33 protein-coding genes and 2 tRNA genes are annotated in these 23,370 nt (G+C 70.4%); 26 read left to right on the top strand and 9 right to left on the bottom strand.

Features of this window, described 5'->3' with window-relative positions; genetic code table 11:
- Window positions 1-143: 143 nt before the first annotated feature.
- On the bottom strand, window positions 144-434 hold the full coding sequence (locus EV383_RS04000; protein WP_130288662.1) for a hypothetical protein: 291 nt from the start codon (window positions 432-434) through the stop codon (window positions 144-146).
- Between the two features lie 192 nt (window positions 435-626).
- On the opposite strand from EV383_RS04000, the gene EV383_RS03995 reads away from it, so the two are divergent.
- Window positions 627-848, top strand: coding sequence for a hypothetical protein (locus EV383_RS03995; RefSeq protein WP_130288661.1), 222 nt, complete (start codon window positions 627-629; stop codon window positions 846-848).
- Window positions 849-896: 48 nt separating this feature from the next.
- On the opposite strand, the gene EV383_RS03990 is transcribed toward EV383_RS03995, so the two are convergent.
- On the bottom strand, window positions 897-1,187 hold the full coding sequence (locus EV383_RS03990) for a hypothetical protein (protein ID WP_130288660.1): 291 nt from the start codon (window positions 1,185-1,187) through the stop codon (window positions 897-899).
- Between the two features lie 188 nt (window positions 1,188-1,375).
- Between EV383_RS03990 and EV383_RS03985 the strand changes: the two genes are divergently transcribed.
- Both EV383_RS03985 and EV383_RS03980 read left to right on the top strand, forming a co-directional pair.
- Window positions 1,376-1,624, top strand: coding sequence for a DUF397 domain-containing protein (locus EV383_RS03985; RefSeq protein WP_130288659.1), 249 nt, complete (start codon window positions 1,376-1,378; stop codon window positions 1,622-1,624).
- Between the two features lie 27 nt (window positions 1,625-1,651).
- A complete protein-coding gene (locus tag EV383_RS03980) occupies window positions 1,652-2,155 on the top strand; it encodes a GNAT family N-acetyltransferase (protein ID WP_165438229.1) in 504 nt (167 codons plus the stop codon).
- A gap of 9 nt (window positions 2,156-2,164) precedes the next feature.
- Here the strand turns inward: EV383_RS03980 and EV383_RS03975 are convergent, their stop codons facing one another.
- A complete protein-coding gene (locus EV383_RS03975) occupies window positions 2,165-3,226 on the bottom strand; it encodes an NAD(P)H-dependent flavin oxidoreductase (protein ID WP_242622879.1) in 1,062 nt (353 codons plus the stop codon).
- A gap of 134 nt (window positions 3,227-3,360) precedes the next feature.
- Between EV383_RS03975 and prcB the strand changes: the two genes are divergently transcribed.
- The 8 genes from prcB to EV383_RS03935 all read left to right on the top strand — a co-directional run bounded on the left by prcB (window position 3,361) and on the right by EV383_RS03935 (window position 8,573).
- Window positions 3,361-4,155: a proteasome subunit beta gene (prcB, locus tag EV383_RS03970; protein WP_130288657.1), complete on the top strand. Its 795-nt coding sequence runs from the start codon at window positions 3,361-3,363 to the stop codon at window positions 4,153-4,155.
- Between the two features lie 16 nt (window positions 4,156-4,171).
- A complete protein-coding gene (locus EV383_RS03965) occupies window positions 4,172-4,687 on the top strand; it encodes a protein-tyrosine phosphatase family protein (RefSeq protein WP_130288656.1) in 516 nt (171 codons plus the stop codon).
- 68 nt (window positions 4,688-4,755) lie between these two features.
- Complete coding sequence (locus EV383_RS03960) at window positions 4,756-5,226, top strand: hypothetical protein (RefSeq protein ID WP_130288655.1); 471 nt, start codon at window positions 4,756-4,758, stop codon at window positions 5,224-5,226.
- Window positions 5,220-5,399 carry a hypothetical protein gene (locus tag EV383_RS31020; protein WP_165438228.1) on the top strand — a complete coding sequence of 60 codons (180 nt, stop codon included), beginning with the start codon at window positions 5,220-5,222 and terminating at the stop codon, window positions 5,397-5,399. The genes EV383_RS03960 and EV383_RS31020 overlap by 7 nt, the downstream gene beginning before the upstream one ends.
- Before the next feature lie 323 nt (window positions 5,400-5,722).
- On the top strand, window positions 5,723-6,721 hold the full coding sequence (locus EV383_RS03950; protein ID WP_130288654.1) for an LLM class flavin-dependent oxidoreductase: 999 nt from the start codon (window positions 5,723-5,725) through the stop codon (window positions 6,719-6,721).
- 240 nt (window positions 6,722-6,961) lie between these two features.
- Complete coding sequence (locus tag EV383_RS03945; RefSeq protein WP_130288653.1) at window positions 6,962-7,216, top strand: hypothetical protein; 255 nt, start codon at window positions 6,962-6,964, stop codon at window positions 7,214-7,216.
- Between the two features lie 98 nt (window positions 7,217-7,314).
- Window positions 7,315-7,857, top strand: a complete 543-nt coding sequence (locus EV383_RS03940) for a dihydrofolate reductase family protein (protein ID WP_130288652.1) — start codon at window positions 7,315-7,317, stop codon at window positions 7,855-7,857.
- Between the two features lie 167 nt (window positions 7,858-8,024).
- Entirely contained in the window at window positions 8,025-8,573 is a 549-nt protein-coding gene (locus EV383_RS03935) for a dihydrofolate reductase family protein (protein WP_130288651.1), read from the top strand.
- Window positions 8,574-8,822: 249 nt separating this feature from the next.
- Here the strand turns inward: EV383_RS03935 and EV383_RS03930 are convergent, their stop codons facing one another.
- Window positions 8,823-9,602 carry a methylenetetrahydrofolate reductase gene (locus EV383_RS03930; protein ID WP_130288650.1) on the bottom strand — a complete coding sequence of 260 codons (780 nt, stop codon included), beginning with the start codon at window positions 9,600-9,602 and terminating at the stop codon, window positions 8,823-8,825.
- Between the two features lie 184 nt (window positions 9,603-9,786).
- Between EV383_RS03930 and EV383_RS03925 the strand changes: the two genes are divergently transcribed.
- Both EV383_RS03925 and EV383_RS03920 read left to right on the top strand, forming a co-directional pair.
- The gene (locus tag EV383_RS03925) at window positions 9,787-10,194 is read left to right on the top strand and encodes an ArsR/SmtB family transcription factor (protein ID WP_130288649.1); all 408 of its coding nucleotides are present in this window, start codon (window positions 9,787-9,789) and stop codon (window positions 10,192-10,194) included.
- Between the two features lie 2 nt (window positions 10,195-10,196).
- Entirely contained in the window at window positions 10,197-10,874 is a 678-nt protein-coding gene (locus EV383_RS03920; RefSeq protein ID WP_207223426.1) for an SRPBCC family protein, read from the top strand.
- 260 nt (window positions 10,875-11,134) lie between these two features.
- Here EV383_RS03920 and EV383_RS31015 read toward each other — a convergent pair.
- Both EV383_RS31015 and EV383_RS03915 read right to left on the bottom strand, forming a co-directional pair.
- A tRNA-Leu gene (locus tag EV383_RS31015) sits at window positions 11,135-11,211 on the bottom strand.
- Window positions 11,212-11,302: 91 nt separating this feature from the next.
- A complete protein-coding gene (locus EV383_RS03915) occupies window positions 11,303-11,671 on the bottom strand; it encodes a hypothetical protein (protein ID WP_130288647.1) in 369 nt (122 codons plus the stop codon).
- Window positions 11,672-11,999: 328 nt separating this feature from the next.
- Here EV383_RS03915 and EV383_RS03910 point away from each other — a divergent pair, with 328 nt between their 5' ends.
- From EV383_RS03910 to EV383_RS03895, 4 genes are all read left to right on the top strand, one after another.
- Complete coding sequence (locus EV383_RS03910) at window positions 12,000-12,485, top strand: VOC family protein (protein ID WP_130288646.1); 486 nt, start codon at window positions 12,000-12,002, stop codon at window positions 12,483-12,485.
- Between the two features lie 50 nt (window positions 12,486-12,535).
- Complete coding sequence (locus tag EV383_RS03905) at window positions 12,536-12,841, top strand: hypothetical protein (RefSeq protein WP_130288645.1); 306 nt, start codon at window positions 12,536-12,538, stop codon at window positions 12,839-12,841.
- Window positions 12,842-13,116: 275 nt separating this feature from the next.
- The gene (locus EV383_RS03900; protein ID WP_130288644.1) at window positions 13,117-13,677 is read left to right on the top strand and encodes a DUF6932 family protein; all 561 of its coding nucleotides are present in this window, start codon (window positions 13,117-13,119) and stop codon (window positions 13,675-13,677) included.
- Window positions 13,678-13,736: 59 nt separating this feature from the next.
- Complete coding sequence (locus EV383_RS03895; RefSeq protein ID WP_130288643.1) at window positions 13,737-14,663, top strand: hypothetical protein; 927 nt, start codon at window positions 13,737-13,739, stop codon at window positions 14,661-14,663.
- Between the two features lie 79 nt (window positions 14,664-14,742).
- On the opposite strand, the gene cutA is transcribed toward EV383_RS03895, so the two are convergent.
- Both cutA and EV383_RS03885 read right to left on the bottom strand, forming a co-directional pair.
- A complete protein-coding gene (cutA, locus tag EV383_RS33040) occupies window positions 14,743-15,081 on the bottom strand; it encodes a divalent-cation tolerance protein CutA (RefSeq protein ID WP_130288642.1) in 339 nt (112 codons plus the stop codon).
- Window positions 15,078-15,683, bottom strand: coding sequence for a helix-turn-helix transcriptional regulator (locus EV383_RS03885; protein ID WP_130293819.1), 606 nt, complete (start codon window positions 15,681-15,683; stop codon window positions 15,078-15,080). Before EV383_RS03885 ends, cutA begins: the two co-directional genes overlap by 4 nt.
- 166 nt (window positions 15,684-15,849) lie before the next feature.
- On the opposite strand from EV383_RS03885, the gene EV383_RS03880 reads away from it, so the two are divergent.
- The 8 genes from EV383_RS03880 to EV383_RS31960 all read left to right on the top strand — a co-directional run bounded on the left by EV383_RS03880 (window position 15,850) and on the right by EV383_RS31960 (window position 22,185).
- Window positions 15,850-16,272 (top strand): plasmid replication, integration and excision activator, encoded by a 423-nt coding sequence (locus EV383_RS03880; protein WP_130288641.1) that lies wholly within the window; start codon window positions 15,850-15,852, stop codon window positions 16,270-16,272.
- Between the two features lie 120 nt (window positions 16,273-16,392).
- Entirely contained in the window at window positions 16,393-16,848 is a 456-nt protein-coding gene (locus EV383_RS03875; RefSeq protein WP_130288640.1) for a hypothetical protein, read from the top strand.
- Complete coding sequence (locus EV383_RS03870; protein ID WP_130288639.1) at window positions 16,845-17,189, top strand: WhiB family transcriptional regulator; 345 nt, start codon at window positions 16,845-16,847, stop codon at window positions 17,187-17,189. Before EV383_RS03875 ends, EV383_RS03870 begins: the two co-directional genes overlap by 4 nt.
- A 160-nt stretch (window positions 17,190-17,349) precedes the next feature.
- Complete coding sequence (locus EV383_RS03865; protein WP_423213627.1) at window positions 17,350-18,978, top strand: FtsK/SpoIIIE domain-containing protein; 1,629 nt, start codon at window positions 17,350-17,352, stop codon at window positions 18,976-18,978.
- Between the two features lie 59 nt (window positions 18,979-19,037).
- Complete coding sequence (locus EV383_RS03860; RefSeq protein WP_130293815.1) at window positions 19,038-20,633, top strand: replication initiator; 1,596 nt, start codon at window positions 19,038-19,040, stop codon at window positions 20,631-20,633.
- Window positions 20,630-20,818 (top strand): helix-turn-helix transcriptional regulator, encoded by a 189-nt coding sequence (locus tag EV383_RS03855; protein ID WP_130288638.1) that lies wholly within the window; start codon window positions 20,630-20,632, stop codon window positions 20,816-20,818. Before EV383_RS03860 ends, EV383_RS03855 begins: the two co-directional genes overlap by 4 nt.
- Entirely contained in the window at window positions 20,818-21,489 is a 672-nt protein-coding gene (locus EV383_RS31965; RefSeq protein WP_242622878.1) for a hypothetical protein, read from the top strand. Before EV383_RS03855 ends, EV383_RS31965 begins: the two co-directional genes overlap by 1 nt.
- Before the next feature lie 24 nt (window positions 21,490-21,513).
- Complete coding sequence (locus EV383_RS31960) at window positions 21,514-22,185, top strand: tyrosine-type recombinase/integrase (protein ID WP_242622877.1); 672 nt, start codon at window positions 21,514-21,516, stop codon at window positions 22,183-22,185.
- Window positions 22,186-22,322: 137 nt separating this feature from the next.
- Here the strand turns inward: EV383_RS31960 and EV383_RS03845 are convergent.
- Window positions 22,323-22,395 (bottom strand) — tRNA-Leu (locus EV383_RS03845).
- Window positions 22,396-22,484: 89 nt separating this feature from the next.
- Between EV383_RS03845 and EV383_RS03840 the strand changes: the two genes are divergently transcribed.
- A complete protein-coding gene (locus EV383_RS03840; RefSeq protein WP_130288637.1) occupies window positions 22,485-23,303 on the top strand; it encodes a class I SAM-dependent methyltransferase in 819 nt (272 codons plus the stop codon).
- Window positions 23,304-23,370 lie beyond the last annotated feature (67 nt).

Genomic DNA, 23,370 nt, shown 5'->3' with positions numbered 1-23,370 from the left:
GATCCTCCTCGACGTGCGGCGAGACACCGATGGTGACGGGTCTCTGTCCTCTTCAACGTCGAGGACCCGCCGGTGGTTCCCGTCCTGGTAAAAGAAAATTTACCGCGTCGGCCGGACGGGGCGGCACCCTCGTCCGGTGAGGATCATCGCAGGTCGGAGCCGGGGGCCCGGCGGCCGCGGTCGGGCCGCTCCACGATCGGCAGTCCCCGGGTCACCGGCGGGATGTCGGGCGTGGTGTCGGTGACGGCGTCGCGGTCCAGCGGCGCGGCGCCCCGCAGCTCGGAGCGGATGAGCCCCGGCCATCGCCCGACCGCGGCGATCCCGGCCGCCGCGGCCCGGCGCCCGGGCCGGCTCAGCGCGGCGACGACCACCAGGACGACGACGGCGATCAGCACCACCGTCGACGTGCCGTCCAGTCCGAACAGTCCGGGCACGGTGCCTCCGTCTCCCCCGGTCGCCGGCGCGACCGGATCGCTCGTGGGCATCCCCCCGGATCACTGCCCCCTCGGTGGTCCAACGAGCACGGGCCGGGCCGGTCACCGTCGAGGAGCAGACACTCCGTCTACAGTTGCGGGCCCGGGCCGTTCGTCGTGGCCCGGCCGGTCGGCGAAAGGTACGAGCTTCCGATGTGGGCCTTCTTCTCCCGGCGGCTGCGGATGTGGCTGCTGTTCGCGATCGGCGCCCCGATCCTGGCCTGGCTCCTCGGCCGCCTCGGCGACATCGTGGAGCGCCGGCGAGGCCCGAACGGGTTCAGCCGCGTCCTGCACACCGCCCGCGGCTGGCTGCGCCGGCGGACCCGGGGACCGCTGTCGAAGCGCGACCGCGACCCGCAGCTGCCGGCTCGCTGATCCCCGCCGGGGTCCTGACCGGGCTCGGACTCAGACTCGGGCCCGGGCTCAGGTGAGCAGACGACGGCCCAGCCCGCGGGTCCGGCCCCGGCGTGACGAGCGCTCGGGTGCCCGGCCGATACCGCCCAGCTCCGCGCAGCGGGCGCAGCGCGCGCCGTCCGGTTCCACCATCGGGGCCGGCGAGATGAGGTGCCCGCACAGGGCCTCGTAGCGCCCCATCCGCGCCGCGTGCGACGAACAGAGCTCGACCTCGGTGACGATGTGCGCACGGTTGTCGCGCACCGACGTCAGCGTGACGAGGTCCTGGCCGGACGCCGGACCGGTTGCCCCGCCGTTCACGACGGGTCACCCGGTGACGGGTTCCATCGGGCGTAGCGGCGCATCTGACGTACTCCCCGTTCCCTCGACTCTGCTCCATCGTGGCTAACGCATCCGGCGGATGCAAGAGCGGATGCACGGTCGTTTGTTACTGTGCGCGACGAATCGGGTGCCCCTCGGCGTCCCGCGGACGATGGTCGGAGGTACTCGTGGGCCAGCCCAACGGCGTCCCGGCGGCCGCGCTCGGCCCGGTCACGTGGCGCCGCAGCTCCGGCGGCGGACCGGACGCCGAGAGCGTCGAGTTCGCCCTGCTCGACAACGGTGACGTCGCCGTCCGCAACGCGCGGGACCCCGACGGCCCGGCGCTGGTGTACACCCCGGCCGAGATCTCGGCGTTCGTGCACGGCGCCAAGGCCGGCGAGTTCGACGACATGGTGGCCGAGCCGCGGGACGGGTGACGGAGCCCACGCCCGATACTGGTCGGCGTGCCGCGCTACCCCGCAGAGCTCCGCACCGGCCGTCTGAGACTCACCCGCACGTCCCGCGCGGACCGCGACGCGCTCGTGGCCCTGGACCTCGACCCGTCACAGCACCCGTTCTCCACCCCGCCGACACCCCGGCAGGCGCGGGCGGCCGTGCGCGGGCACCGGATCCACTGGTGGCGCCACGGGTTCGGGTGCTGGACGGTGCGCACCCGCGACGGCGGTCCGGTGGTCGGTCTCGGCGGGCTGACCCTGGCCTCGGACGGCACGCGTCACCTGCTCAACCTCGGCTACCGGCTGCACCCCGCCGTGCGCGGACTGGGCCTGGCCACCGAACTGTCGCGCCGGGCGCTGGAGCACGCGGCCGCGGCCGGGCCCGGGCTGCCGATCGTGGTGCTCACCCACCCGTCGAACGAGCCCGCGGCGCGGATCGCCGAGCGTCTGGGTTTCGCGCCCGACCACCCCGAGCACGGTCGCGTGCTGTGCTACCGGCTCTCCCCCACCTGAGCCTGCCCGTCATCCGAGCAGGTCGCAGGCCTCCCGCCACATCCGCGCGACGATCTCGCCGGCCGGCTCCTCGACGGCCAGGGCCGCGCTCTGCCCGGCCCAGAGGTTCACCCGGTCCACCCGGCCCGGCTCCCCGGCGCGGTAGCGCGCGACGAGCCGGCGCTGGTGCGGGTACGGCGCGGGCGAGGGCGCCCCGGGCTCGCGCCAGGCCAGCACGTAGTCCGACGGCGCGGCCCGTCCGAGCCGCCCGGAGTAGGCGCGGGTGGTCACGGTCGCCTCCGGCGCGAGGCCGTCCAGGGCCGCGGACCAGTCCTTCGCGATGCCGGTCTCGGGGGCGCGCAGCAGCGCTGTCCCGACCTGCACCGCGCTCGCCCCGAGGGTGAGCGCGGCGGCGACGCCGCGCCCGTCGGCGATCCCGCCGGCGGCGACGATCGGCACCCGCAGGTGGTCGGCCAGGCGCGGGAGCAGCGCGAACAGCCCGACCTCGGTGGCCTCGGCCGCCGCCGGGTCCACGCTGCCGCGGTGCCCGCCGGCCTCCATCCCCTGCGCGACGACGGCGTCGGCGCCGGCTTCCTGGGCGGCGAGCGCGTCGTCGAGGGTGGTGGCGCAGGCGAACCAGGCGATGCCGGCGTCGTGCAGGGCGCGGACGTAGGCGGGGTCGTAGAGCCCCATGATCGAGGAGACGACGGTGGGCCGGGCCGCCAGCATCGCCGCGCACTGCTCTGCGAAGTCCGGGGCCGTGCCGCCGACCTCGCCCGCGGTGCCCAGCCCGTCCAGGAACCCGGCGGCGGTGGAGATCAGGGCCGGGTCGTCGTCCGGCGGGTCCGGGATCCACAGGTTGAGCTGCACCGCCCCGTCCGAGCCCTCGCGGAACCGGCGCATCCAGTCCGCGATCCGTTCCGGGGAGTCCTGCAGGACCCCGGCCCCGCCCATCCCGCCGGCCTCGGCGACGGCGATCGCCAGCTCCGGCGGGCAGGCCCCGGCCATCGGCGAGGACACCACCGGCACCCGGAGACCGAACCGCGTACAGAACTCCTCGGCCCGCGCCCGGGGCCCACTCGGCTGCGTCACGTGGTCGAGTCTGCAAGATCCGCGCGCGCCGCGGAACCCGGCGGGTGGACCGGGACGGGTCACGAGGGCAGGATCGGAGGCGACTCCCCCGACGCGAAGGAAGCACCCGCGATGCGCACGACCCCGGCCGCCGCATGACCTCGTTCCTCGAGTACCTGCGCGACAACGCACCGCAGATGCTGCCCGGCGCGCTCCCGCGGGACCCGTCGCTGCGGGTGACCCAGGACCTGCGCGCCCCACACGGCACGACGATCGTCGCCCTGCGCTGGGCCGACGGCGTCCTGCTGGCCGGGGACCGCCGCGCGACCCAGGGCAACGAGATCGCGCAGAAGGACCTGGAGAAGGTCCTGGTGGTCGACGACTTCTCCGCGGCCGGGTTCGCCGGCTCGGTCGGGCACGCGCTGTCGATGCTGAAGATGTTCGCCGCCGAGGTCGAGCAGTACGAGAAGATCGAGGGCGCACCGATCAGCCTGGGCGGCAAGACCCGCCGGCTGTCGACGATCGTCCGGGAGAACCTGCCCGCCGCGATGCAGGGCTTCGTCGCGATCCCGCTGTTCGTCGGTCACGACCCGGCGGAGCCGGACCCGGAGCAGGCGTTCCGGATCGTCTCCTTCGACGCTTCCGGCAACGCCGTGCGCGACCGGACCGGCTACGAGTCGATCGGCTCCGGTTCGGTGTTCGCGAAGGGTGCTCTGAAGAAGCGCCACTCCCCGTCGGCGGACCGCGCGGGCGCGGTGTCGGCCGCGGTCAACGCCCTGTGGGACGCCGCCGACGACGACTCCGCCACCGCCGGCCCGGACCTGACCCGGTCCTTGTTCCCCAACGTCATCCTGGTGACGGCGCAGGGCACCGAGATCGTGCCGGACGCCGAGATCCGCGAGGCGACCGAACGCCTGCTCGCCGAGCGCGAGCGCCGTCCCGGCGGCTGAGGGGCACGTTCCGGTCGTGACCCGCGACGCCACCCTGACCGGAGCGATCCGGCTGCCGGACGGGACGCCCGTCCGCGGTCGCGGCCGTCGCGAGCCGGTGCCCGACGGCCCGCTCCCCGACCACGGTCTCTATCCCGGACGACCGCCGGACGGCCTCCGTCCCACGCTGTTCGGTCTCGTGCCGATCGGGAGGCGTAGGACCGGGTGGCTACCGGACTGGCCGTCGGAGTGGGTCGACTGGCCGGACTTCCGCACACCCCGCGACGACGAGCGGGCCGCCGCCGCGATCGCCCGCGCCTACGTCCTCGCCCGCGACGGCGGCCGCGTCGAGGTCGCGTGCGGGGGCGGCGTCGGCCGGACCGGGACGGCGCTCTCCTGCATGGCCGTCCTCGCCGGTCACCCGCCCGGAGACGCCGTCGGCTGGACCCGGCGGAACTACCGGCCCCGAGCCGTGGAGACCCGTGGTCAGCGACGCTGGGTCGCCTGGTTCGCGGCGCACCTCCCCCGTATCGACGGCCGGTCGTCCGGCTGAGCATCAGGGGCGGAAATGTCGGTGCCCCGTCCTATCGTCGGCGCCCACCGAGGTGAGGAGCGCCGACGATGACCGACGAGCCCGACGCCGTCATGGCCGAGATCCTCACTGCCGTCGAGCTGTCGCAGGGCGGGCACGCGGCGGCGGCCCGCGAGCGCTTCGACGCGATCTGGGACCGGATCGGACCCGACGGAGACCCGTTCCACCGCTGCGTGCTGGCCCACTACGCGGCCGACGTCCAGACCGACCTCGACTCCGAGCTCCGATGGGACCTCCGCGCGCTGGAGGCCGCCCACCGGACTGACCCCGAGCGGGCCCGCCGGCACCATCCGTCGCTCGACCTGGCGGGCTTCTACCCGTCGCTGCACCTCAACCTCGCCGACGTCCACCGCCGCCGCGGCGACCGGGACCGTGCGCAGGAGCACCTGGACCGGGCACGGGAGACGGTCGGGAGACTGGACGACGACGGCTACGGACGGATGATCCGCGACGGCATCGCACGCTGCGCGGCCCGGCTCGCCGAGGAGTCCCGATGCTGAGCGGGGCCCTCGCCGACCGGCTCCGTGACTCCGATCCGGCGCTGCGGTGGGCGGGCGAGCCGTCGAAGTGGCTGACCCTGTCCGGGACGCGGGTCCTCGACTGGTCGAATTCACGCGCGCCCGCGTCCCGGTCGCGCGTGAAGGCCGCGGCGGTCCCGTCGCGCCATCGGTAGGGGTAGACGGTGATGCCGCGGTCCGCGGCGACCGTGAGCGTCGTGGTGAAGCTGAGCACGTCGACGACGACCGCCACGTCACAGCCCGGACCGATCGCCTCGGCGCCCGTCGGGCCCCAGTCCAGGCGCAGCGGGTGGGCGGTCTGCCGGTGCGCGTCGTCGACCTCGCCCACGGGATGAGGGTGGGTCTCTGCGGGGTTCTCAGGGCAATCGACTTCCGGTTAAGATCTCCGTCACATGTGATCGGCCGACACGGCGCGCCAACGTGTCGTGTGACCTCGGCGAATGCACCTCACATCTGTACGGCAAGGAGGCCGTTCTCCATGAAGCTCGCTCTGTACCTGCCGAACTTCCGAGACAAGGTGACGATCAAGGAGCTCGAGGACCTCACCGACCTCGCCGAGGAGCTCGACTTCGACTCCGTCTGGACGCTCGACCGGATCGTCGTCCCCGAGGTCTCGGACCACGAGGGCCTTCAGTACTCCTTCGGCATGATGGACGGGCTCCCCAACGCTCTGCCCGTCACGTCGCGGGGCCAGTGGTTCCAGGGCTACCCGCTGCTGCCGTGGCTCGCCGCGCGGACCTCGAAGGTGCGCATCGGCCAGAGCATCATCGACACGCCGTTCCGCTCGCCCGGAGTGCTCGCCGCGGAGCTGGCCACCATCGACCACCTGTCGAACGGCCGCCTCAACGTCGGCCTCGGGTCCGGCTGGATGCCCGAGGAGTTCGCCGCCGCGAGCGCCGCGCACATCTTCCCGAAGCGTCACAAGCACGTCCGCGAGACGATCGAGATCCTGCAGGGCGTCTGGGCGGCCGAGAACGACCACTTCGAGTACCACGGCGAGTTCGCCGACTTCGAGCTGTGCGGGTTCGGCGCGAAGCCGCTCCAGCAGCCGCGCCCGCCGATCTTCATGAGTGGGCTCAAGGACCCGCTGCGCTCGGCGAAGCGCATCACCAAGTACGACCTCGACGGCTGGATCGGGATCCAGGACTCGCCGGAGGGTCTCGCGCGCTGGCTCACCGCGATCGACGAGCAGTTCGAGGAGATCGGCAGCCCGAAGCGGTCGAAGGACCTCGAGATCAGCAGCATGATCTGGACGGTCATCACCGACGAGGACACCGACCAGACCGTCAACGGCGTCGCGTCCAACCTGCTGGTGGGCTCCGAGAAGCAGGTCACCGACCGGCTCAAGGCCTACAAGGAGGCCGGGATGACGATGCCCCTCATCTGGCCGCCGTTCGCCGACGTCCCGGTCTCGAAGACGCTCGACGACCTCAAGCGGATCAAGAACGACATCATGCCCAAGGTCAACGCGATCTGAGGCCGTGACGGCCGGCTCGACCGGTCGCAGGACGGTGCCCGGTGCGGGGGTTCGAGCCCCGCACCGGGCACTTTCTCTTGGGAGGCGATATCGAGGAACCCGGCTGGGCCGACCAGTGGGAACCGCGTCGCGCAGCTGACGCGGATCCTGGACACCCCACTGCGTTCGACCGGAGGTCACGACCCCCGCGCGGTGGGTCGAGGATGGTCTCGCGGAGCGAGAACTTCTAGTCTCGGTTCCGTGTCGCGCATCGTGGTGGCCTCGAAGTACGTCCTGTCCGACTACCCGGGCATGCGTGCCGGAAGGATCTATGCGGGGAAGCCGGACCTGACCCGGCATCCCAATGCCGAGACACATGTCGTCGAGGGCCCGGACGCCGTCGAGACCCTGTGCGGCCGGCCGCGCGCCGACTTCCCGCACGAGTTCGCGGACGGCACGACCCTCGGCAAGAGGGCGGACCCCTGCGCCGTCTGCAAGCCCGCGGGCCCGGCCTGACGCAGCGGGCGGCCTGCTGCGGACCGGAGGACGCCGACATCGGGCCCGATTCCTCGCCGGCGGCGATGAGTTCGTGATGTGTGCACGGTCTGGCCTGCATGAGTGATTCCGATGCCGGGCCGGGCAAGGTCGTCGTGAACAGGTCGATGTCGCTGGACGGCTTCATCGCCGGACCCGACCACGCGATGGACTGGATCATCGAGTACGCGACGGAGTACGCGTTCCCCGAGGTCATGGAGGCCACCGGCGCCATGTTGATCGGTCGTGGCACCTACGACGTCAGCAGGCGGATGTCGGCCGAGGACACCTCCTACGACGGAGGGCCGGTGTTCGTCCTGACCCACCGGCCGCCGGACGAGCCGGACCCCGGGGTCACGTTCCTGACCTCCGACCTCTCGGACGCCGTCACCACCGCGCGCGCCGCCGCTCAGGGGAAGAACCTGGAGATCCTCGGGGCGGACCTGGCGAGCCAGTGCCTGCACCGCGGTCTCGTCGACGAGGTTCTCGTGTACGTCCTGCCGGTGCTCCTCGGCGACGGTGTCCGGTTCTCCACACCGGGCATCGGGCGGATCGACCTCGAACCGATCGGCGACAGCCGGTCGGGACCGGTGACGATGCTCCGCTTCCGCGTGCGGAGGTAGGTGGAGGTGACACCCGTGCGTTCGCGGCCGACGATTGGATGGTGGCCCCTGTTCGGGCTTCGATGGGCCGAGTTCGCCGACGGTTCACGCCGCCCTCCGACGATGACTTCTCGCTGCCGACGAAGTCTCTATGGATGAACCTGCACCCGAGGCGAGGGCCGATCTCCATGAGCTTCCTGTACACATCGCACTTCATGACCCTCGACGGTGTCGTCACCGACCCCGACGTCTGGCACCCCCGCTTCGTCTCCGACGAAAGCATGAACCGTCTGCTCGAGGAGATGGACGCGACCAGCACGACCCTGATGGGCCGCACCACCTACATCGAGTTCGCCTCGTTCTGGCCGACCCAGGGCGACGACTATCCGATCGCGCGAGCCACGAACGCGATCTCGAAGCACGTGGTCAGCCGCACCCTGACCGACACGGACGCGACCTGGGGCGACACCACCGTCCTGCGCGGGGACCCCGTCGAGGAGACCGCGGCGCTCAAGAAGGAGCAGGACGTGATCGGCGTTCACGGCAGCAGCACGTTGACCCGCTCCCTGTTGGACGCCGGATTGGTCGACGAGGTCCGGATCACGCTCGACCCGGCGATCGTCGGCTCCGGTGAGCGCCTCTTCACCGACGGCGTAGCAGCGGCGGATCTGGAACTGATCGACGCGACGACCTACCCGCTCGGAGTAGTGCAGCTGACCTACCGTCCAGCCCTCTGACGTCGGACGTCGTCGCCCCGGCACCGGCAGCGAGGCTGGTCAGGAACCATCCCGCCGGATCGAACGGGGCGCCCGCCGCAGGATCCGCTGCCAGGCGGTACTGCGCCGCATCTCCGAGACGATCCGCGCCGAGGGCTCGCCGGTCGCACGCTCGACCCGGCACCTGATCGAGGCCCGTCGCGCCCCGTCCCCGGATCGCCGTCGCGCCTGCGGAGGAGCCGGGTGCGCGGAACGTCGGCGCGGGCTGAGCTACAACCATCGTTCGAGCTGCGCCGCCACCTCCCGGAACCGGCTGACGGGAACGAGGTGCACCCCGGCGAACGCTCCGGTGCCACGCAGCGCCTGGATCTGTTCGCACGCCGCGTCGACGCCTGCGGCCGGGCTGCTCGCGACACGGTCGACGAGGTCGTCGGGGATCTCGATGTCGGGGATCGAGGCCCGCAGTCTCGTCGCCATCCCGGCACTCGCGAGAACCATGACGCCGGCGTACACGGGCAGGTCGGTGGGGTTCGCCTCGCGCCACCGCAGGAACGCGTCGACGGAGTAGCCGACCTGGACGAAGATGAAGTCGGCCGCCTGCTTCCACCCCGCCATCCGACGACGATGACCGGCGGTCACCCCGAGCCGGAAGGGCTCGACGCCCGCGAACGGAGCCTGGTCGGTCGCCGCACGCGCTTCCTCGATCATGGCCCGGACGGTCAGCTCCCCGGTGCGATCTCCGACCGACGGCTTGTCGCCCTGGACGAAGAGGAACTGGTCGACCCCGTAGGCGGCGGCGGTCAGGAGATCCCGCCGGAAGCCGAGCAGATTGCGGTCACGGGAGTTCACGCAGGCGATGCTGCTCCCGCCCATGGCCTGGACCTCGTTGGCCACCGCGATGCTCGACACCGTGGCGCGACCGATGTGGTTGTCGGGGATCAGGAACGAGTCCGACACCGGGCTCAGGACACCGATCTGGTGGCGTGCGTGCTTCAGATCGGGCCTCGTCGGCGGCTCGATCTCGCAGATGACGCGGAATCCATCGGGCATGGCCCGACGATAGGGCTCGCACCACCCGAGGATTCGGGTTTCGAGGGCCGGAACGTCGATACGAGTTCGCTACGACGGTTGATCCGGGCCTCGCCGACGGTGCCCCGCGCACCACGACGAACCGAAGGCAGCACAGTAATACCGGGATTGACTTATATAAGTCATCACCGGTACAACTTCCCTCGTGCACGCGTTCGACATCCTCGGCGACCCGGTACGGCGACGAATTCTGGAGCTGCTCGCCGACGGCGAGCGGACGTCCGGCGCGATCACGGACGTGATCCGGGCCGAGTTCGGACTCTCCCAGCCCGCTGTCTCACAGCATCTGCGCGTACTGCGTGACAGCGGGTTCGCGTCGGTGCGGGCTGCGGGCGCACGCCGGTTCTACGCCGTCGAGGCCGCGCCGCTGAGCGAGGTCGACGCGTGGTTGGACCGGTTCCGCCGGTTGTGGGATCAGCGCCTCGACGCTCTGGGGACCGAGCTGGCCCGGGGCCGACGTGCAGCTCGGAACCAGGCCGGTGACGAGCCCACCCGACCGGCCGAGTCCAGCACCGATGCAGACAAACCCGATTCATCAGCGAAGGGGACATGACGATGAAGGATGTACTCGACGAACTGGCCGCCGCCCGCCGGAAGATGGGCACGGCGACCCTGCCCGCCGGCGAGGCCTACACGATGGAGCTGAGGCGCCGCTACGACGCGCACCCCGACGACGTGTGGGACGCCATCACCAGCCCCGAGCGGCTGAGCCGCTGGATGAAGCCGGTGACCGGCGACCTGCGTCTCGGCGGAGCATTCGAGCTGGACGGCGGCGAGCACGGCGAGATCCTCCGTTGCGAGCCGCCGCGCCTGCTGCGGGTGTCCTGGATGTTCGGGCCCGGGGCCGACGAGTGGCCGGGCACGAGCGAGGTCGAGGTGCGCCTGTCGCCGGGCCCGGCCGGGGATACCGAGTTCGAACTGGTCCACGCCGCGGCCGTCGGGGAGCCCATGTTCCCCACCTTCGGCCCCGGTGCCGGCGGCGTCGGCTGGGACCTGCACCTCCTCACCCTCGCCGGGTTCCTGGACGACGGCGTGGTCCTCGACCACGAGGAGTTCCCGGCATCGCCCACCGGACACGAGTTCAGCCGGCGCAGCGCCGCGGCCTGGGGCGAGGCCCACCTGGCCGGCGGCGGCGAACCGGCCCACGTCGCGGCCGCGGTCGAGGCCACCACCGCGTTCTACGTGCCCACCGGGGACGCGTCGGCCTCGGCGAGCGGGTCGACGCCGAGCTGACGAACCGGCGGATCCTGCCTGCAACCAGGCCTGACGATCGAGGTAGGCCAGCAGCTCGGTCTGGGCGTCTGTGCCGGCGGCGGAGTGGGCGCCGCGGAGTAGCTCTCACCGAGGCCTCGGAGAGCCCGATCGTGGCTGAGACTTCGACACGTATTCGGCACGGACACCCGCTAAGCAACGGTACGGGCCGGACACAGTCGGACAGGGCGCCGACGCCGAATTCGTTCTTGCTGATCAGGGGCTGATTCTGCTGGTCCGGGTGGTGTGCCCTCGGTGGGACTCGAACCCACACTGTGACCCTTTTAAGGGGAGGCCCTGCGCACCCTGTTCGATGGCCCTGACCTGCAATAGTTCCGTCGCCCGGTCGGTCCGGTCACAAACTTCAGCACGTATTCGGCACGGGGATCGACGAACGGTGCGGGTGACGGCTACGCCGTGTCGGCGAGTTGTTTTGCCTTGGCGAGGCGCTCGGACACAGTGGTATCGCCTCGACCAGGTGGACACGCTCGGAGGTATCGCTCGAGAATCGCGACCTCTGCGAGGTGGTCGCGTTGGCGCCGGTAGATGACGGCGGCTCGCTTCGTGTACCCAGGCGGAGGGTCCATGGTCTTAATCGCGGCGGCCCGTTCAGCGGCAGCGATGATCTCCAGCAGCAGAGTCAGTGACTCGTCGTCTCGTCGCTGCTTCCGCAGCTCGTCAAGGTGTGGGACCCACTCGGTGAAGTGTCGTCCACGAACCTGTCCCGCGGCTTCGACAGCAGCATTGATCTTCTTAAAGTCGGGCAGATCTGGTGCCATCGACGCCAAGCTAGCGGGTGGTCGCGCGGGGTTCGCTACCCCACTCCCCTGCCTGGTGGTGATCTCCTCGCGGCGCGGGCTTGCCCCTGCCGGGCCGAGGGGCGGGGTGCAAGGTACTCAGTCCCGCCTTGTGCCCCGCCCCTCGGGCTGGCTGCCGTCTCGGCGCGCCGTGAGGAGATCACCACCCACGCCACACTCCCCCTGATCTCCGAAGCGGTGTCGGGTGTGGGCAGCGCCCACCATCTCTTCGAGGGCGACAATCTTGTGAGGCCGTGCCGGATATGCCCGTCTGCCCGCTACGCTCGGCGGACTCGTGAAGGGGGCCGACATGACCAACGTGTCGCAGGAGACCACGGTGACGTGCGGGTGTTGCGGCGCTCCGAAGCCTCCGGACGAGGTGGCGCGGCTGAGCCATCACCCCGAGATCGCGGTGTGTGGCGGCTGTGTGCACGGCATGGCCGGTCGGCTGGCGAACCGCCCATCGATCACGCCGATCTTCCCGGTGCACGACATGCCGGCAGCCCGGGAGTTCTGGACCCGTGCGGGCCTACAGGTCGAGGAGTACAGCCCGGAGTACGCGTTCGTCATGTTCGGCGACGCGGAGGTGCTGCATCTGGATCTGCGGGCCGAGCTCGACCCGGAGCACAACGCCGCGGCGGTCTACATCCACATTCCCGATCCCCACGACTGGCACGCCCGCCTGAAGGCGCAGGGCCTGCCGGTTAGCGACGTCGTGGTCGAACCGTGGGGAATGATCGAGTTCAGTGTGAAGGACCCGAGCGGGAACCTGATCCGGATGGGCCGCAACGATTGAACCGCTGCTGGCCCGGGAGTGTCGCTACCCGCGCCGGGCACCATGTAGAGATGCGCGTTGAGCTTCTGGTCGTGACGGACTGCCCGAACGAGCGCCCGACCTTCGAGCGTCTGCGCCAGGCCCTCGACGACGCCGGACATGAGGACACTCCGATCGCGGTCCGCATCGTCACCGAGGACACGGTGGGCTCGATCCCGGCGTTCGCGGGTTCCCCGACGGTCGTGATCGATGGCGCCGATCCGTTCGCCGAGCAGGTCTCGCCCGGAGCGGGTCTGTCGTGCCGGGTCTACCGATCCGCAGCTGGGATGGCTGGAGCACCGTCGCTGGACGACCTGAGCCGTGCTGTGGCTCGCTGAATGCCTCCGGGATAGGCGTTCGTCCCGTGGCAGTGGGGCCGGGTAGCCGGACCCGACGCCGCGAACGGGCCGGAGGTGTAGTGAGCGAAGCGGCGGGGCCGGCGTGGCCGGCCCCGCGCCGCCGGAGGCGGCGCCTTGATCCCCTAGAGGCGGATTCGGCACGTCCGGTGAGGTGCGTCACTACTGGGCACGGAGAACCCGATCGCTGCCCGTGGCTAACAAGACACCGCTCGTGCACGACTCCATATCCGTGGACGTGTTGGAAAGGCGCGGGCGTGCTGCCTGAGCTGGTCGTGAGCGAAGACGACGAGCAGCAGTTCGTCCTGCCGTGGTCCGAGGAGCCGTGGCCAGCGACCTGGCAGGAAGTCGAACGCACGTTCGGGACGACAGATCATCGACGGTCGCTACTGAGTCTCGCCTCGTCTCGCCTGTTTGAGCTCCAGGCAGCAGGCATACCGATCTACGCGGCGTGGATCAACGGCTCCTTCGTGACCGCCCGGGAGCACCCGAACGACATCGACGTCGTTGTCCTGATCGACGGTGATCGTTCCGCCGCCAGCCGCGAGGCCACCGGCCTGAGCCCAGCAGCGTGGCTGGACGCAACCCACGTTCTTCGGAATGCCCGATACGAACGTGGCGGGACGGCTGCCGACCATCGCTCGGACTTCCGGTTTGTGACGTTCTATGCAGAAGAGGCCCGCTGGACAGCAACAGCCCAGGACGAACTGGATCACTGGTTTACGGTTTGGTCTCGTCTCGAGGTTGGACCACGGGATCGATCGGGGCGGGGCAAGATGGTGGAGGACGCGAAGGGCTTCGTAGAGGTGAGGTGGTGAGCGTGTCGGGTGTCGACCGGCCCACCTTTCGGCGCGCTGGGCCGCGGAGGCGGGGCGAGGTGGCCAGCCCGCAAGCGGATCTTGCCGCCTACGACGAGCTCCTGCGGCGCGTCCCATCTGACTACCCGGGGCTGCCGCTCATGCTCCAACGACGCGAAGAGCTTTCGCAAGCTGTCGTTGGTCCGCCTGCGACACTAGAACTACATCTCGATGGCGGCGACGTTATCGGCCACTCAACCTCAGCTAGACCACTTTCGAACTTCGTTCGCTATTTAGACGAAGCAGTCAAGGAGCTGGCAAAAAGCATCGCGGGGATTGGAAAACTCTCGGGATCCCTTCGGGTTACACCCGGATTCGGGAGCGTTCTACTCACAATATCAGCCCCACAGATTTCCGCTGATAGCGGAGCCGCACTCGACATGGCCGCGGAACGTATCGAGGTAGACGGCCTACGGAAGCTAGTTGCCCTAATGGCTATTGCGGCAGCCGACGACGACCCCACGTCCTCAGAGCTGAGCGCAGCCATGTTTGACTTAAATCCCGCATCTCGTAGATCAGTCGCGCAATTCGCGAAAGCCACAGCTGATGCAGAGTACGAAGTTTCCGGCAGCTGGAGCGACTCGCGGAACGGAACGGTACAGGTAAATATGGGGCTCGCGGCAGCCAAACGTCTGCGTCGCACTGCAAGCGAAACCGTTGATCAAGTCGAGTATACGACGATCACAGGCACTGTCGATGGCTGGGAATGGTCGACGTCGCGCCTCTCGTTCGCTCCCCGTACCGGAAAGACGTTTAGAGCATCCGTGCCGGAGCGCCTGTCACGTACCGTGGCATCACTTATTTCTGATCGCGAGCTGACAGTTGCAGCGCGTTTTGCGGTACACGAGAAGGTCGCACGAGGAAGTTCAATGGCGACAAAACGGGCTTACACTCTCGAGGAGATCGAGGTCAAGGGAGAGCAAGGCGACCTGCGGGATGAGGAGTAGCTCGCAACCGGTCGGAGTCAAGCAAGAGCTGCAAGAACGTCTCTCCGCCGACTCCGTTTTAGAGGAGAGAAGGATCTGATCAGCCCTGCCGGGTCTCCGCCGCAATCCACTCAAGATAACGCGGGTTACCGTCATAAATGGGACGAGCACTCACGCTCGGCACCATATAAGGGTGATCTTTCTCGGCGCGCTCTACTATCCTCGCAACAAGCGACCGTCTCGTATGCAGCGCCACACGCCCCTCGGTGCGTTCGCGCAATTCACCGTCCCACCGGTACGCAGATCGCACTGGCTCAAAATTGTGTGCATTAGATGCCAGTCGATCAGCCACGAGAGATCTGGCGAATTCGTACAGCCATTCCGGGTCAGGCGCGGTGACAACGACTTCGCACAACTCAATCTGCCCGCCGGTGATCATGCGATGCCGCCTCGCACTGCCACAAGCTCAGACATCGCCCGCTCAGAATCTTTAGCAGTCTTACCCATGGTTGCCCAACCGGTCATAATATTGTCGTCGTAGCCGAGCCCCACCCATCGACCGGTAAACTCGATTCCGTGAGGGTGCATGGCCAGAAACATCGTGCCCTTCGACCGAACAGCCCCGTCAGCCGCCGCGTACCAGCCGGTGAGAATCTGGTTGTCCCAGAGGCGCAGCTCGCCTGACCACAAATAGCCACCCTCTGCCTGACTGAGTCCACGCTGAGTTGCGGCAATGTGCACGAGGTCGCCCTCCTGACGCATGCGCACAGGCTGCGTGGCGACCTTCTCGACGCCGTCGCGGGTCGTCTGCCATGACGCCCACCAGTCTCCACTCAGCGAGACGCGCCCGGGCGCGCGGCCGGCCAGCTCGCTCACCGACACCCCGAGGGCGTCGGCGATGGTCAACGCGACCGACAGCAGCGGCTGCTGCTCCCCCGCCTCGTAGCGACGAATCTGCCGGGTGTCGACGCCGGCCACCCGCGCCAGGTCGGCCTGCGACATGCCGAGATCCGCTCGACGCCTCCGGATCACTTCGCCCATTTCCACGCACCCCATCGTCGTAGGACTTCCTAGTCCTTGACAACCGGACTAGTTCGCCTCATTGTAGGACTTGTTAGTCCGCAACAGGGGCGGGCAAGTCCGCTCCGTCGGTCTGACCTCGGCACACCCGACCGTGTCGCCGAGCAACCCGAGGAGGGCGCCAGTCATGGCGATCAAGAACAAGTTCCCCGTCGCGATGGGCGACGTGTTCCCCCACGGCGCGTTCGTGGTGTCCGAGGTCGAGCCGGTCCGGGACTTCGACAAGTCCTCCCCCGGCCGCCCGGTCCAGCAGACCGACAAGGAGACCGGGCTGCCGGTGTGGTCGGTCTCGGTCCTCGACGCCGACCCCGAGGCCCGCCGCACCGACAAGACGGTCACGGTGAAGATCGCGGCACCGCACCAGCCGGTCCCGCCCGAGGCCGCCGCAGGGCTGCCGTTCCGCCCGGTCGAGTTCGACGGCCTCACCGTCACCCCGTACGTGCAGGAGACCGGAGGCCGGCCCCGCGTCGCCTACAGCTTCCGCGCCGCCGGGATGCGCGCCCCCGGCCACCAGCGCCCGGCCCCGGGCAAGAACCAGGACGCGGCCTGAGCTGCCACTCACCCACCGCGTCAGGTGGAGGGAAGCCCGTCCGTAGCGGGCTCCCCTCCGATCTTCCTCGCCCCTCGTAGCCCTGCCAGGCACTAAGACTCGGAAGGACACCGAGCGTAGATGCACACCTCCCTACCCCGTCATGCCCACACCACGACCGACCCCACCGACGCCCAGGTCGTGCCGGTGGCCCGTCTCGTCGAAGCCGGCCTCCGCCGCACCAGCCGCGCGATCCGCGACACCGCCCGACCCTCGGCCGGGGACCTGCTCGCCCACGCCGCCCGGGCCCGTCGGCTCGCCGAGCTCCACACCCGCCGGGCCCGCTGGTGGGCCATTCTGCAGCGCGACACGGCCACCAACTACGCGCCGGTCGTCTACGTCCAGGCCGTCGTCACCGCGGTCATGGAGAACGAGCGCCAGGCCCGCTACTGGACCGACACCGCCGACGACTGGCAGGCCCTCGCCGACGGCCGACCCACCTCCGACGTCGCCGGGGCCATGTCCAACTGGGCCGACCTCGGCCTCACCGACCCCGCCGCCCCCGGGCTCCCGGACACCTCGGCGGTGGCCCGATGAGCGCCCCGAGCCAGGGCCGGCCGGTGCTGCGGCTGGTCCCGATCACCGACCCCACCGCCGCAACGACCGATGTCCGCTGGCGGGATGACGCCGCGTGCGCCGGGCTGGACACCGAGCTGTTCTTCCCCGTCGACGACCGCGCGGCCTCGGTCGAGACACCACGTCGGGTGTGCCGGGGCTGCCCGGTCCGCGCCGCCTGCCTCGCCGACGCGCTCGCCACGGAGGACCCGGCCCGGCGCTACGGCATCACCGGCGGTACCACCCCCGGCGAGCGCCGGACTCTGCACCGCGCCGGGCTCACCATCACCACCACCCCGGCCGCCGGAGGTGACGTCGCATGAACGCCACCAAGCCGACCCGCCCGACCCGGTGCGAGGTCTGCCGGACACCGCTCCACGAGCGCCCCGACCCACGTCGCCGCCGGTGCGCCGATCACCTCGACCAGCTCGCACTGGTCCCGCTGTCCACCGTCCGCACCGCCCGTGGCAAGGGAGGCCGAAAGTGATCACCGCTGCTGCCTCACCGGCCGATGTGCCGCTGTCGGTCAACCAGATCCTCACCGTCGGCGGCGCCCTGGCCGCGGTCACCGTCTACCTGCTCTACAAGATCGGCCATTACCTCGCGAAGGTCCTGGAAGCCCTCGCCACCGCCGCGGTCGTGTTCCTCGCCCTCTGGTTCGCCGCCAAGGGCCTCGTCCTCGCGGTCGTGTGGGCGGTCCGGCACTGGCGCACCACTACGACAGTTGCCGTGGTATCGGCGTGGTGCTGGTGGTGGGGCTGGCTGTCGCTGCTACTCACCCTCACCGCCGTGACGGTCGTGCTCGGGGTGTGGCGGGTCACGTCGCTGCCCTCGTTCGACCACTGGGCCGGACGTCACCTGCGCTCCTGGTGGCAGCGCTGGCTCGTCTACGCACCCCGGATGCCGCGCTGGCTGCGCTCGGTCGGCCTCACGGTCCCCGACCGCGGCGGGGCCACGGTCATCCAGGTCAACCCGCTGCGCCGCACCGCCACCGCCCCCCGGGAGCGACCGCGCCGCGACCAGCTCCCCCGCATCCTCTCGGTCCGCTCCGGACCCTCGTGGGACGAGGTCAAGGTCCGTCTGGTCGCCGGGCAGACCCCGGAGGACTTCGACACTGCCGCCCGCGCCCTCGCGGTGGCTCGCGGGGTGAACCGCTGCCAGGTCCGCGAACTGAGCCCGAACGTGGTGTCGATCGACTACCAGCGCCGCAACCTCCTCGACGCCGTCGTCACCGCACCCGACCTCGACGCCATGGCCGGCCTCCCCGGGGACGCGATCGACCTGGACCGGGTGCTGTCCGGAGCTACCGAGTACGGCACACCGTGGCGGCAGTCGATCCGCGGTAGCCACACCCTGATCGGCGGCGCCACCGGGGCAGGCAAGGGCTCCCTGATGTGGACGCCCCTGCTGTCGATCGCCCCGGCCATCCGCGACGGCCTGGTCCGGGTCAATGGCATCGACCCGAAGGGCATGGAACTGGCCTACGGCCGCGACGTGTTCCACCGCTACGCCGTCACCAGCAAGGACGCCCTGGCCCTGCTCGACGACCTGGTCGAGCAGATGGAAGCGCGCAAGCGCGAGCACGCCGGAACCACCCGCCTCGTCCCGATCACGACCGAGACTCCGTTGGAGATCGTGGAGTTCGACGAGATCGGCGCCCTGCTCCGCTACGTCGGCGACCGCAAGACCCGCGAGGCCATCACCGAACGCATCGCGCTGCTGACCACCCAGGGCCGGGCGCTGGGGTTCACCGTCCGCGGTTACGTGCAGGAGCCGACCAAGGACACTGTCCCGGTGCGGGAGTTGTTCCCGCGCCGCATCTGCCTTCGCGTGGCCTCCAAGAGCCACGTCGGGATGGTCCTGGGCGATCAGGCGTACGACCGGGGTGCGTGGGCGAACCGCATCGGCGAGTCCGAACCCGGTGTCGGCTACCTGTTCGGGGAAGGCGTCCGCGAGCCCCTGCGCGTGCGCGCCGCGTGGGTTCCGGATGACGCGATCAAGGCCCTAGAACGGTTCGTCACCGCCCCCTCGCCCGACCCGGCCCGCCGCCCCGCGCCGGTGCTGCCGTTCCGCCCCGGCACACCCGCACTACCCGCCGGAGGTGCCGCGTGAACGCCGCGACCGGCACCGAGCCGATCGACCAGGAGAAGCTCACCCGCGCACAGAAGGCCATGCTCGCGCTCTCGAACGAGGTCGCGACGCAGCTCGCCGAGGACCACGGCGTCTGCATCCGGCCGCTGGCCATGCGCCGCATCGACCAGAGCAGCGGGCGGGTCGACGTCGTCCCCGTCCCGTGCGGGTCCACGCGGGAGGACCAGTGCCGCCCCTGCGCGGAGAAGGCCCGACGCCTGCGCATGGTCCAGTGCCGCGAGGGCTGGCACCTCGAAGACGAACCCATCGTCAAACCCGCCGACCCCACCGCCGCGCAGAAAGAGCTGATGACGGTCCGGGCGGACCTGCACGCCGCCTACACCGACGCCCGCGCCAAGGGCGACGACGCCGAGTGCGAGGAGATCCGCGAGACCGTCGCCGAGGTCGACCAGGAGCTGCGCGCACTCGGGGTCCGCGGCCGCCTGGCCCCGCTCGACCCGACACCCCAGACCGTGCGCCGCTCCACCCGCCGACGGCAGGACGCACCGAACCTGCCCCGCCGCCCGGTCGAGAACCGCACCCTCGGACGGGTGTTCGGAGGGAAGTACCGCCCCTCCACGTTCCTCACCCTGACCCTCGACACGTATGGGCGGGTGGACAAGCACGGCGCCGCGCTCGACCCGGACACCTACGACTACCGCCGCGCCGCCCGCGACGCGATCCACTTCCCGAAGCTGCTGGACCGGTTCTGGCAGAACACCCGCCGGTGTGTGGGCTGGGACGTGCAGTACTTCGGGACCGTCGAGCCGCAGAAGCGCGGGGCACCGCACTTCCACGCCGCCATCCGCGGCACCATCCCCCGCACCGAGCTGCGGGCGATCACGGCTGCGACCTACCACCAGGTGTGGTGGCCGCACCACGACGAGATCGTCTACAGCGGGGACCGGCTCCCGCGCTGGGACCACCACCACAAGGCGTTCGTCGACCCCGAGACTCGCGAGCCGCTGCCCACCTGGGACGAGGCCACCGACCCGGACGCGCTCGCGGCTCCGGCACACACAGTGGTGTTCGGGCCGCAGGTCCACGCCAAGGGCATCCTCGGCGGTTCTGAGGAGGCTGGACGGCACATCGGCTACCTGACCAAGTACCTCACCAAGTCCGTCGGGCAGGCCGCCGGCCTCGACGAGTCCGCGACGTCTCGCCAGCGGGAGCACGCCCGCCGCCTGGCCGCCGAGCTGGCCATCACGCCGTGCTCGCCGCGCTGCCCGATCTGGCTGCTCTATGGCATCGAGCCCAAGGGCGCCCGACCCGGGACGACGCCAGGGCAGTGCAAGGGCAAAGCGCACAAGCCCGAGCACCTCGGCATCGCCGGGCGCCGGGTGCTGGTCTCGCGGAAGTGGTCCAACAAGTCGCTCTCGGACCACCGGGCGGAGCGGACGGCGTTCGTTCGGCAACTCCTTGACCGGGCCGGGGTGCAGCCCGCCTATGCCGTCGACGACGGCCCGTTCAGCTGGGAGACGACCAAGCCCGGGGACTCGGACGTGCCTCCTCGCACGGTGCTGCTGCTCCATGCGATCAACCAACGGAGCCGATGGCGCGCGGACTACGACGCCGCCGTCCTGGCGACAAGCGACGCCCCACCCGACCGTTCGGCAACTGAGGGAGCAGCGGCATGACGAAGACGACGGAGCGGCTGACGGTCATGCAGGTGTGCGCAGAACTCAGGATCTCGCGGTCAACGTTCTACGAGTGGCGGGCGAAGAACCGGGCCCCGCGGTGCATCAAGCTCCCCAACGGTGACCTGCGGGTCCGTCGTGCGGAGTTGGAGCGCTGGCTCGATGCGCACGAGGAGGCAGCCTGATGGAGACCTCCTACGACGTGCGGATCTGGAAGGTCGAGGTGTACTCGGGCGCACGGACCACGACGCACACAGTGAAGTGGTCGGTTGCTGGGCGACGCTGGCGAGTCCCGTACAAGACCGCGGCTCTGGCTGATGCTTTCCGGTCCGAGCTGCTGGTTGCTGCGCGGCGTGGCGAGGCGTTCTCACTGGACACCGGCCGTCCGATGTCGATGGATCGCTCCGAACGGCGCGTCGGGTGGCTCGCGTTCGCCCGGGACTACGCAGCGATGAAGTGGCCGCACCTGGCTCCGAACTCGCGGCGCAACACGGCGCGGGCGCTCACCAACGCCACTTTCGCGCTGATCACGAGTGAGCGAGGCCGGCCGGACGACGCCACGTTGCGCAAGGCTTTGACCGCGTGGGCGTTCAACGTCCGGGCCAGCACGAATGCCGCGCCGCCAGAGCCGATTGCGCGTGCGTTGGCATGGCTGGAACGGAACACCCGTGAGGTGGGTGACCTGGCCGAACCGGCCGTCGTACGCGCTGTCCTGGACGCATTGACGGTGCGTGGCGACGGCGGCCGTGCAGCCCCGGCCTCGATCGCTCGGCAACGTGGCGTCGTGGTCAACCTCGGCGAGTACGCGGTGGAGCGTCGGCTCCTGACCCGCAACCCGGTGACCGCGATTGCGTAGAAGATCCCGCGCACGGTGAAGACGGTGGACAAGCGAGCCGTCGTCAACACCGTTCAGGCCCGCGCCCTGCTGTCCGCCGTGGGCAGTCAGAAGCCGAGCGGCCCGGGCCTGGTCGCCTTCTTCGGCCTGCTCTACTACGCCGCCCTCAGGCCGGGCGAGGCTGTGACACTCCGCGCCGCTGACCTCCAACTTCCAGCTGAAGGCTGGGGCGAGCTGCTGCTGACCGGCTCTACCCCGGAGGCCGGCGCTTCCTGGACCGACAACGGCCGGCGCCGCGAGGAGCGGGAGTTGAAGCACCGGGCCCGCGGTGAGACCCGCTCGGTCCCGTCTCCCCCTCCGCTCACCGCTCTGCTGCGGGCGCATCTCGCCGAGCACGGCACGACGCCGGATGGCCGGCTGTTCCGCGGTGTCCGCGGTGGTGATCTCCCGGAGGGCACCTACTGCCGGGTATGGCGGAAAGCTCGCGCGAGCGCTCTCACCGAGTCGGAGGCCGCTTCGCCGCTCGCCCGACGCCCCTACGACCTCCGCCACGCCGCGGTGTCGACATGGCTCAACGCGGGCGTGCCCTCGACCCAGGTCGCCGAGTGGGCCGGGCACAGCGTCGCCGTCCTGCACCAGATCTACGCGAAGTGCATCGTCGGCCAGGAGGACGCCGCCCGGCAGCGGATCGCCGACGCCCTTGGGGCTACCCCGTGAGCGACGGAACTTCGGTACGTATTCGGTACAGCCACCCGCCGAGCACCGGTCAGGGCCGGGTACGACCGGACAACATCATCTCGGCTTCGTCGGGTGTAATCGCTGGTCAGAGGGGTATTCTCGACGTGGAAGGGGGGTGCCCCCGGTCGGACTCGAACCGACACTGGGACCCTTTTAAGGGGCCTGCCTCTGCCGTTGGGCTACGAGGGCGTCGCGACAGCGTAGCCACCGCCCACATCACGGGCCCGGGGGCGCACAATGCCGGACAGGGTGTGGTGGCGGCTCGCGGGGAGGTCGGCGTGACCACGGAGAAGGTGGATCTGCGGGGCGCGGCGGCGACGCTGTTGATGACCCTCTACATGCGGGCGTTCGACGCCCGCTCGCGGCGGCCGATCCTGGGCGACCGGTACGCGCAGGAGGTGCTCGACCGCGTCGAGTACGACTTCGCCACGCTGCACCGCTTCACCGGCGACGCCTCGGCGATCGTGTGCCGGGCCAAGCGTCTCGACGAGTGGACGACCGAGTTCCTCGTCGCCGAGCCGCACGGGCAGGTGCTGCACCTGGGGTGCGGGCTCGACAGCCGCCCGCTCCGGGTCCGGCCGCCGCGGACGTGCCGCTGGATCGACGTCGACCAGCCCGAGGTGATCGACCTCCGCCGGCGGCTCTACGACCTGCCCGACCACGTCGAGACCGTCCCGGCCTCGGTCACCGACGAGGGCTGGTGGGACCAGGTCTCGACCGACCGTCCGACGCTCGTGGTCGCCGAGGGCCTGCTCATGTACCTCCCCGACGACGACGTGCGGGCCCTGGTCGACAGGGTCCGGCAGACGCTGCCGCGCGGGCTGCTGGCCTTCGACGCCGTCGCGCCGTGGACGGTGACCGTCTCGAAGTGGACGCCGGAGTTCCGCGCGGTCGGGACCCGCTTCCACTCCGCGTGGGACCGGGGCACGTTCGAGTCCCGGCATCCCTCGCTGCACCGCCTCGACGACGTCTCGGTCTACGACATGGCCGCGCTCGCCGAGCCCCGGCTCTGGCTGCGCCCGGCGTTGTACGTCGCCGGCGTCCTGCCGCCGATGCGGGACTCCATGCGCCTGCACCGTTACCGCTTCGGGTACTGAGAGAAGCTCGTCGGAACGAGCATCGAGACCGAGGATGGCGGCGCCCGGTGTGTCCGGCAGGATCGCG

The sequence above is a fragment of the Pseudonocardia sediminis genome, from assembly GCF_004217185.1.
GTDB classification, from domain to species: domain Bacteria; phylum Actinomycetota; class Actinomycetes; order Mycobacteriales; family Pseudonocardiaceae; genus Pseudonocardia; species Pseudonocardia sediminis.
Note: the sequence above shows the minus strand (reverse complement) of the source record. Positions and strands in the feature narration are given on the sequence as shown.

Excerpts from the sequence above, each read along its gene's own strand:
- EV383_RS03995 (WP_130288661.1), top strand. The coding sequence starts at position 627 with ATGTGGGCCTTCTTCTCCCGGCGGCTGCGGATGTGGCTGCTGTTCGCG.
- prcB (WP_130288657.1), top strand. The coding sequence starts at position 3,361 with ATGACCTCGTTCCTCGAGTACCTGCGCGACAACGCACCGCAGATGCTG.
- EV383_RS03960 (WP_130288655.1), top strand. The coding sequence starts at position 4,756 with ATGACCGACGAGCCCGACGCCGTCATGGCCGAGATCCTCACTGCCGTC.
- EV383_RS31020 (WP_165438228.1), top strand. The coding sequence starts at position 5,220 with ATGCTGAGCGGGGCCCTCGCCGACCGGCTCCGTGACTCCGATCCGGCG.
- EV383_RS03950 (WP_130288654.1), top strand. The coding sequence starts at position 5,723 with ATGAAGCTCGCTCTGTACCTGCCGAACTTCCGAGACAAGGTGACGATC.
- EV383_RS03940 (WP_130288652.1), top strand. The coding sequence starts at position 7,315 with ATGAGTGATTCCGATGCCGGGCCGGGCAAGGTCGTCGTGAACAGGTCG.
- EV383_RS03935 (WP_130288651.1), top strand. The coding sequence starts at position 8,025 with ATGAGCTTCCTGTACACATCGCACTTCATGACCCTCGACGGTGTCGTC.
- EV383_RS03930 (WP_130288650.1), bottom strand. The coding sequence starts at position 9,602 with ATGCCCGATGGATTCCGCGTCATCTGCGAGATCGAGCCGCCGACGAGG.
- EV383_RS03920 (WP_207223426.1), top strand. The coding sequence starts at position 10,197 with ATGAAGGATGTACTCGACGAACTGGCCGCCGCCCGCCGGAAGATGGGC.
- EV383_RS03915 (WP_130288647.1), bottom strand. The coding sequence starts at position 11,671 with ATGGCACCAGATCTGCCCGACTTTAAGAAGATCAATGCTGCTGTCGAA.
- EV383_RS03910 (WP_130288646.1), top strand. The coding sequence starts at position 12,000 with ATGACCAACGTGTCGCAGGAGACCACGGTGACGTGCGGGTGTTGCGGC.
- EV383_RS03905 (WP_130288645.1), top strand. The coding sequence starts at position 12,536 with ATGCGCGTTGAGCTTCTGGTCGTGACGGACTGCCCGAACGAGCGCCCG.
- cutA (WP_130288642.1), bottom strand. The coding sequence starts at position 15,081 with ATGATCACCGGCGGGCAGATTGAGTTGTGCGAAGTCGTTGTCACCGCG.
- EV383_RS03885 (WP_130293819.1), bottom strand. The coding sequence starts at position 15,683 with ATGGGCGAAGTGATCCGGAGGCGTCGAGCGGATCTCGGCATGTCGCAG.
- EV383_RS03880 (WP_130288641.1), top strand. The coding sequence starts at position 15,850 with ATGGCGATCAAGAACAAGTTCCCCGTCGCGATGGGCGACGTGTTCCCC.
- EV383_RS03875 (WP_130288640.1), top strand. The coding sequence starts at position 16,393 with ATGCACACCTCCCTACCCCGTCATGCCCACACCACGACCGACCCCACC.
- EV383_RS03870 (WP_130288639.1), top strand. The coding sequence starts at position 16,845 with ATGAGCGCCCCGAGCCAGGGCCGGCCGGTGCTGCGGCTGGTCCCGATC.
- EV383_RS03860 (WP_130293815.1), top strand. The coding sequence starts at position 19,038 with ATGCTCGCGCTCTCGAACGAGGTCGCGACGCAGCTCGCCGAGGACCAC.
- EV383_RS03855 (WP_130288638.1), top strand. The coding sequence starts at position 20,630 with ATGACGAAGACGACGGAGCGGCTGACGGTCATGCAGGTGTGCGCAGAA.
- EV383_RS31965 (WP_242622878.1), top strand. The coding sequence starts at position 20,818 with ATGGAGACCTCCTACGACGTGCGGATCTGGAAGGTCGAGGTGTACTCG.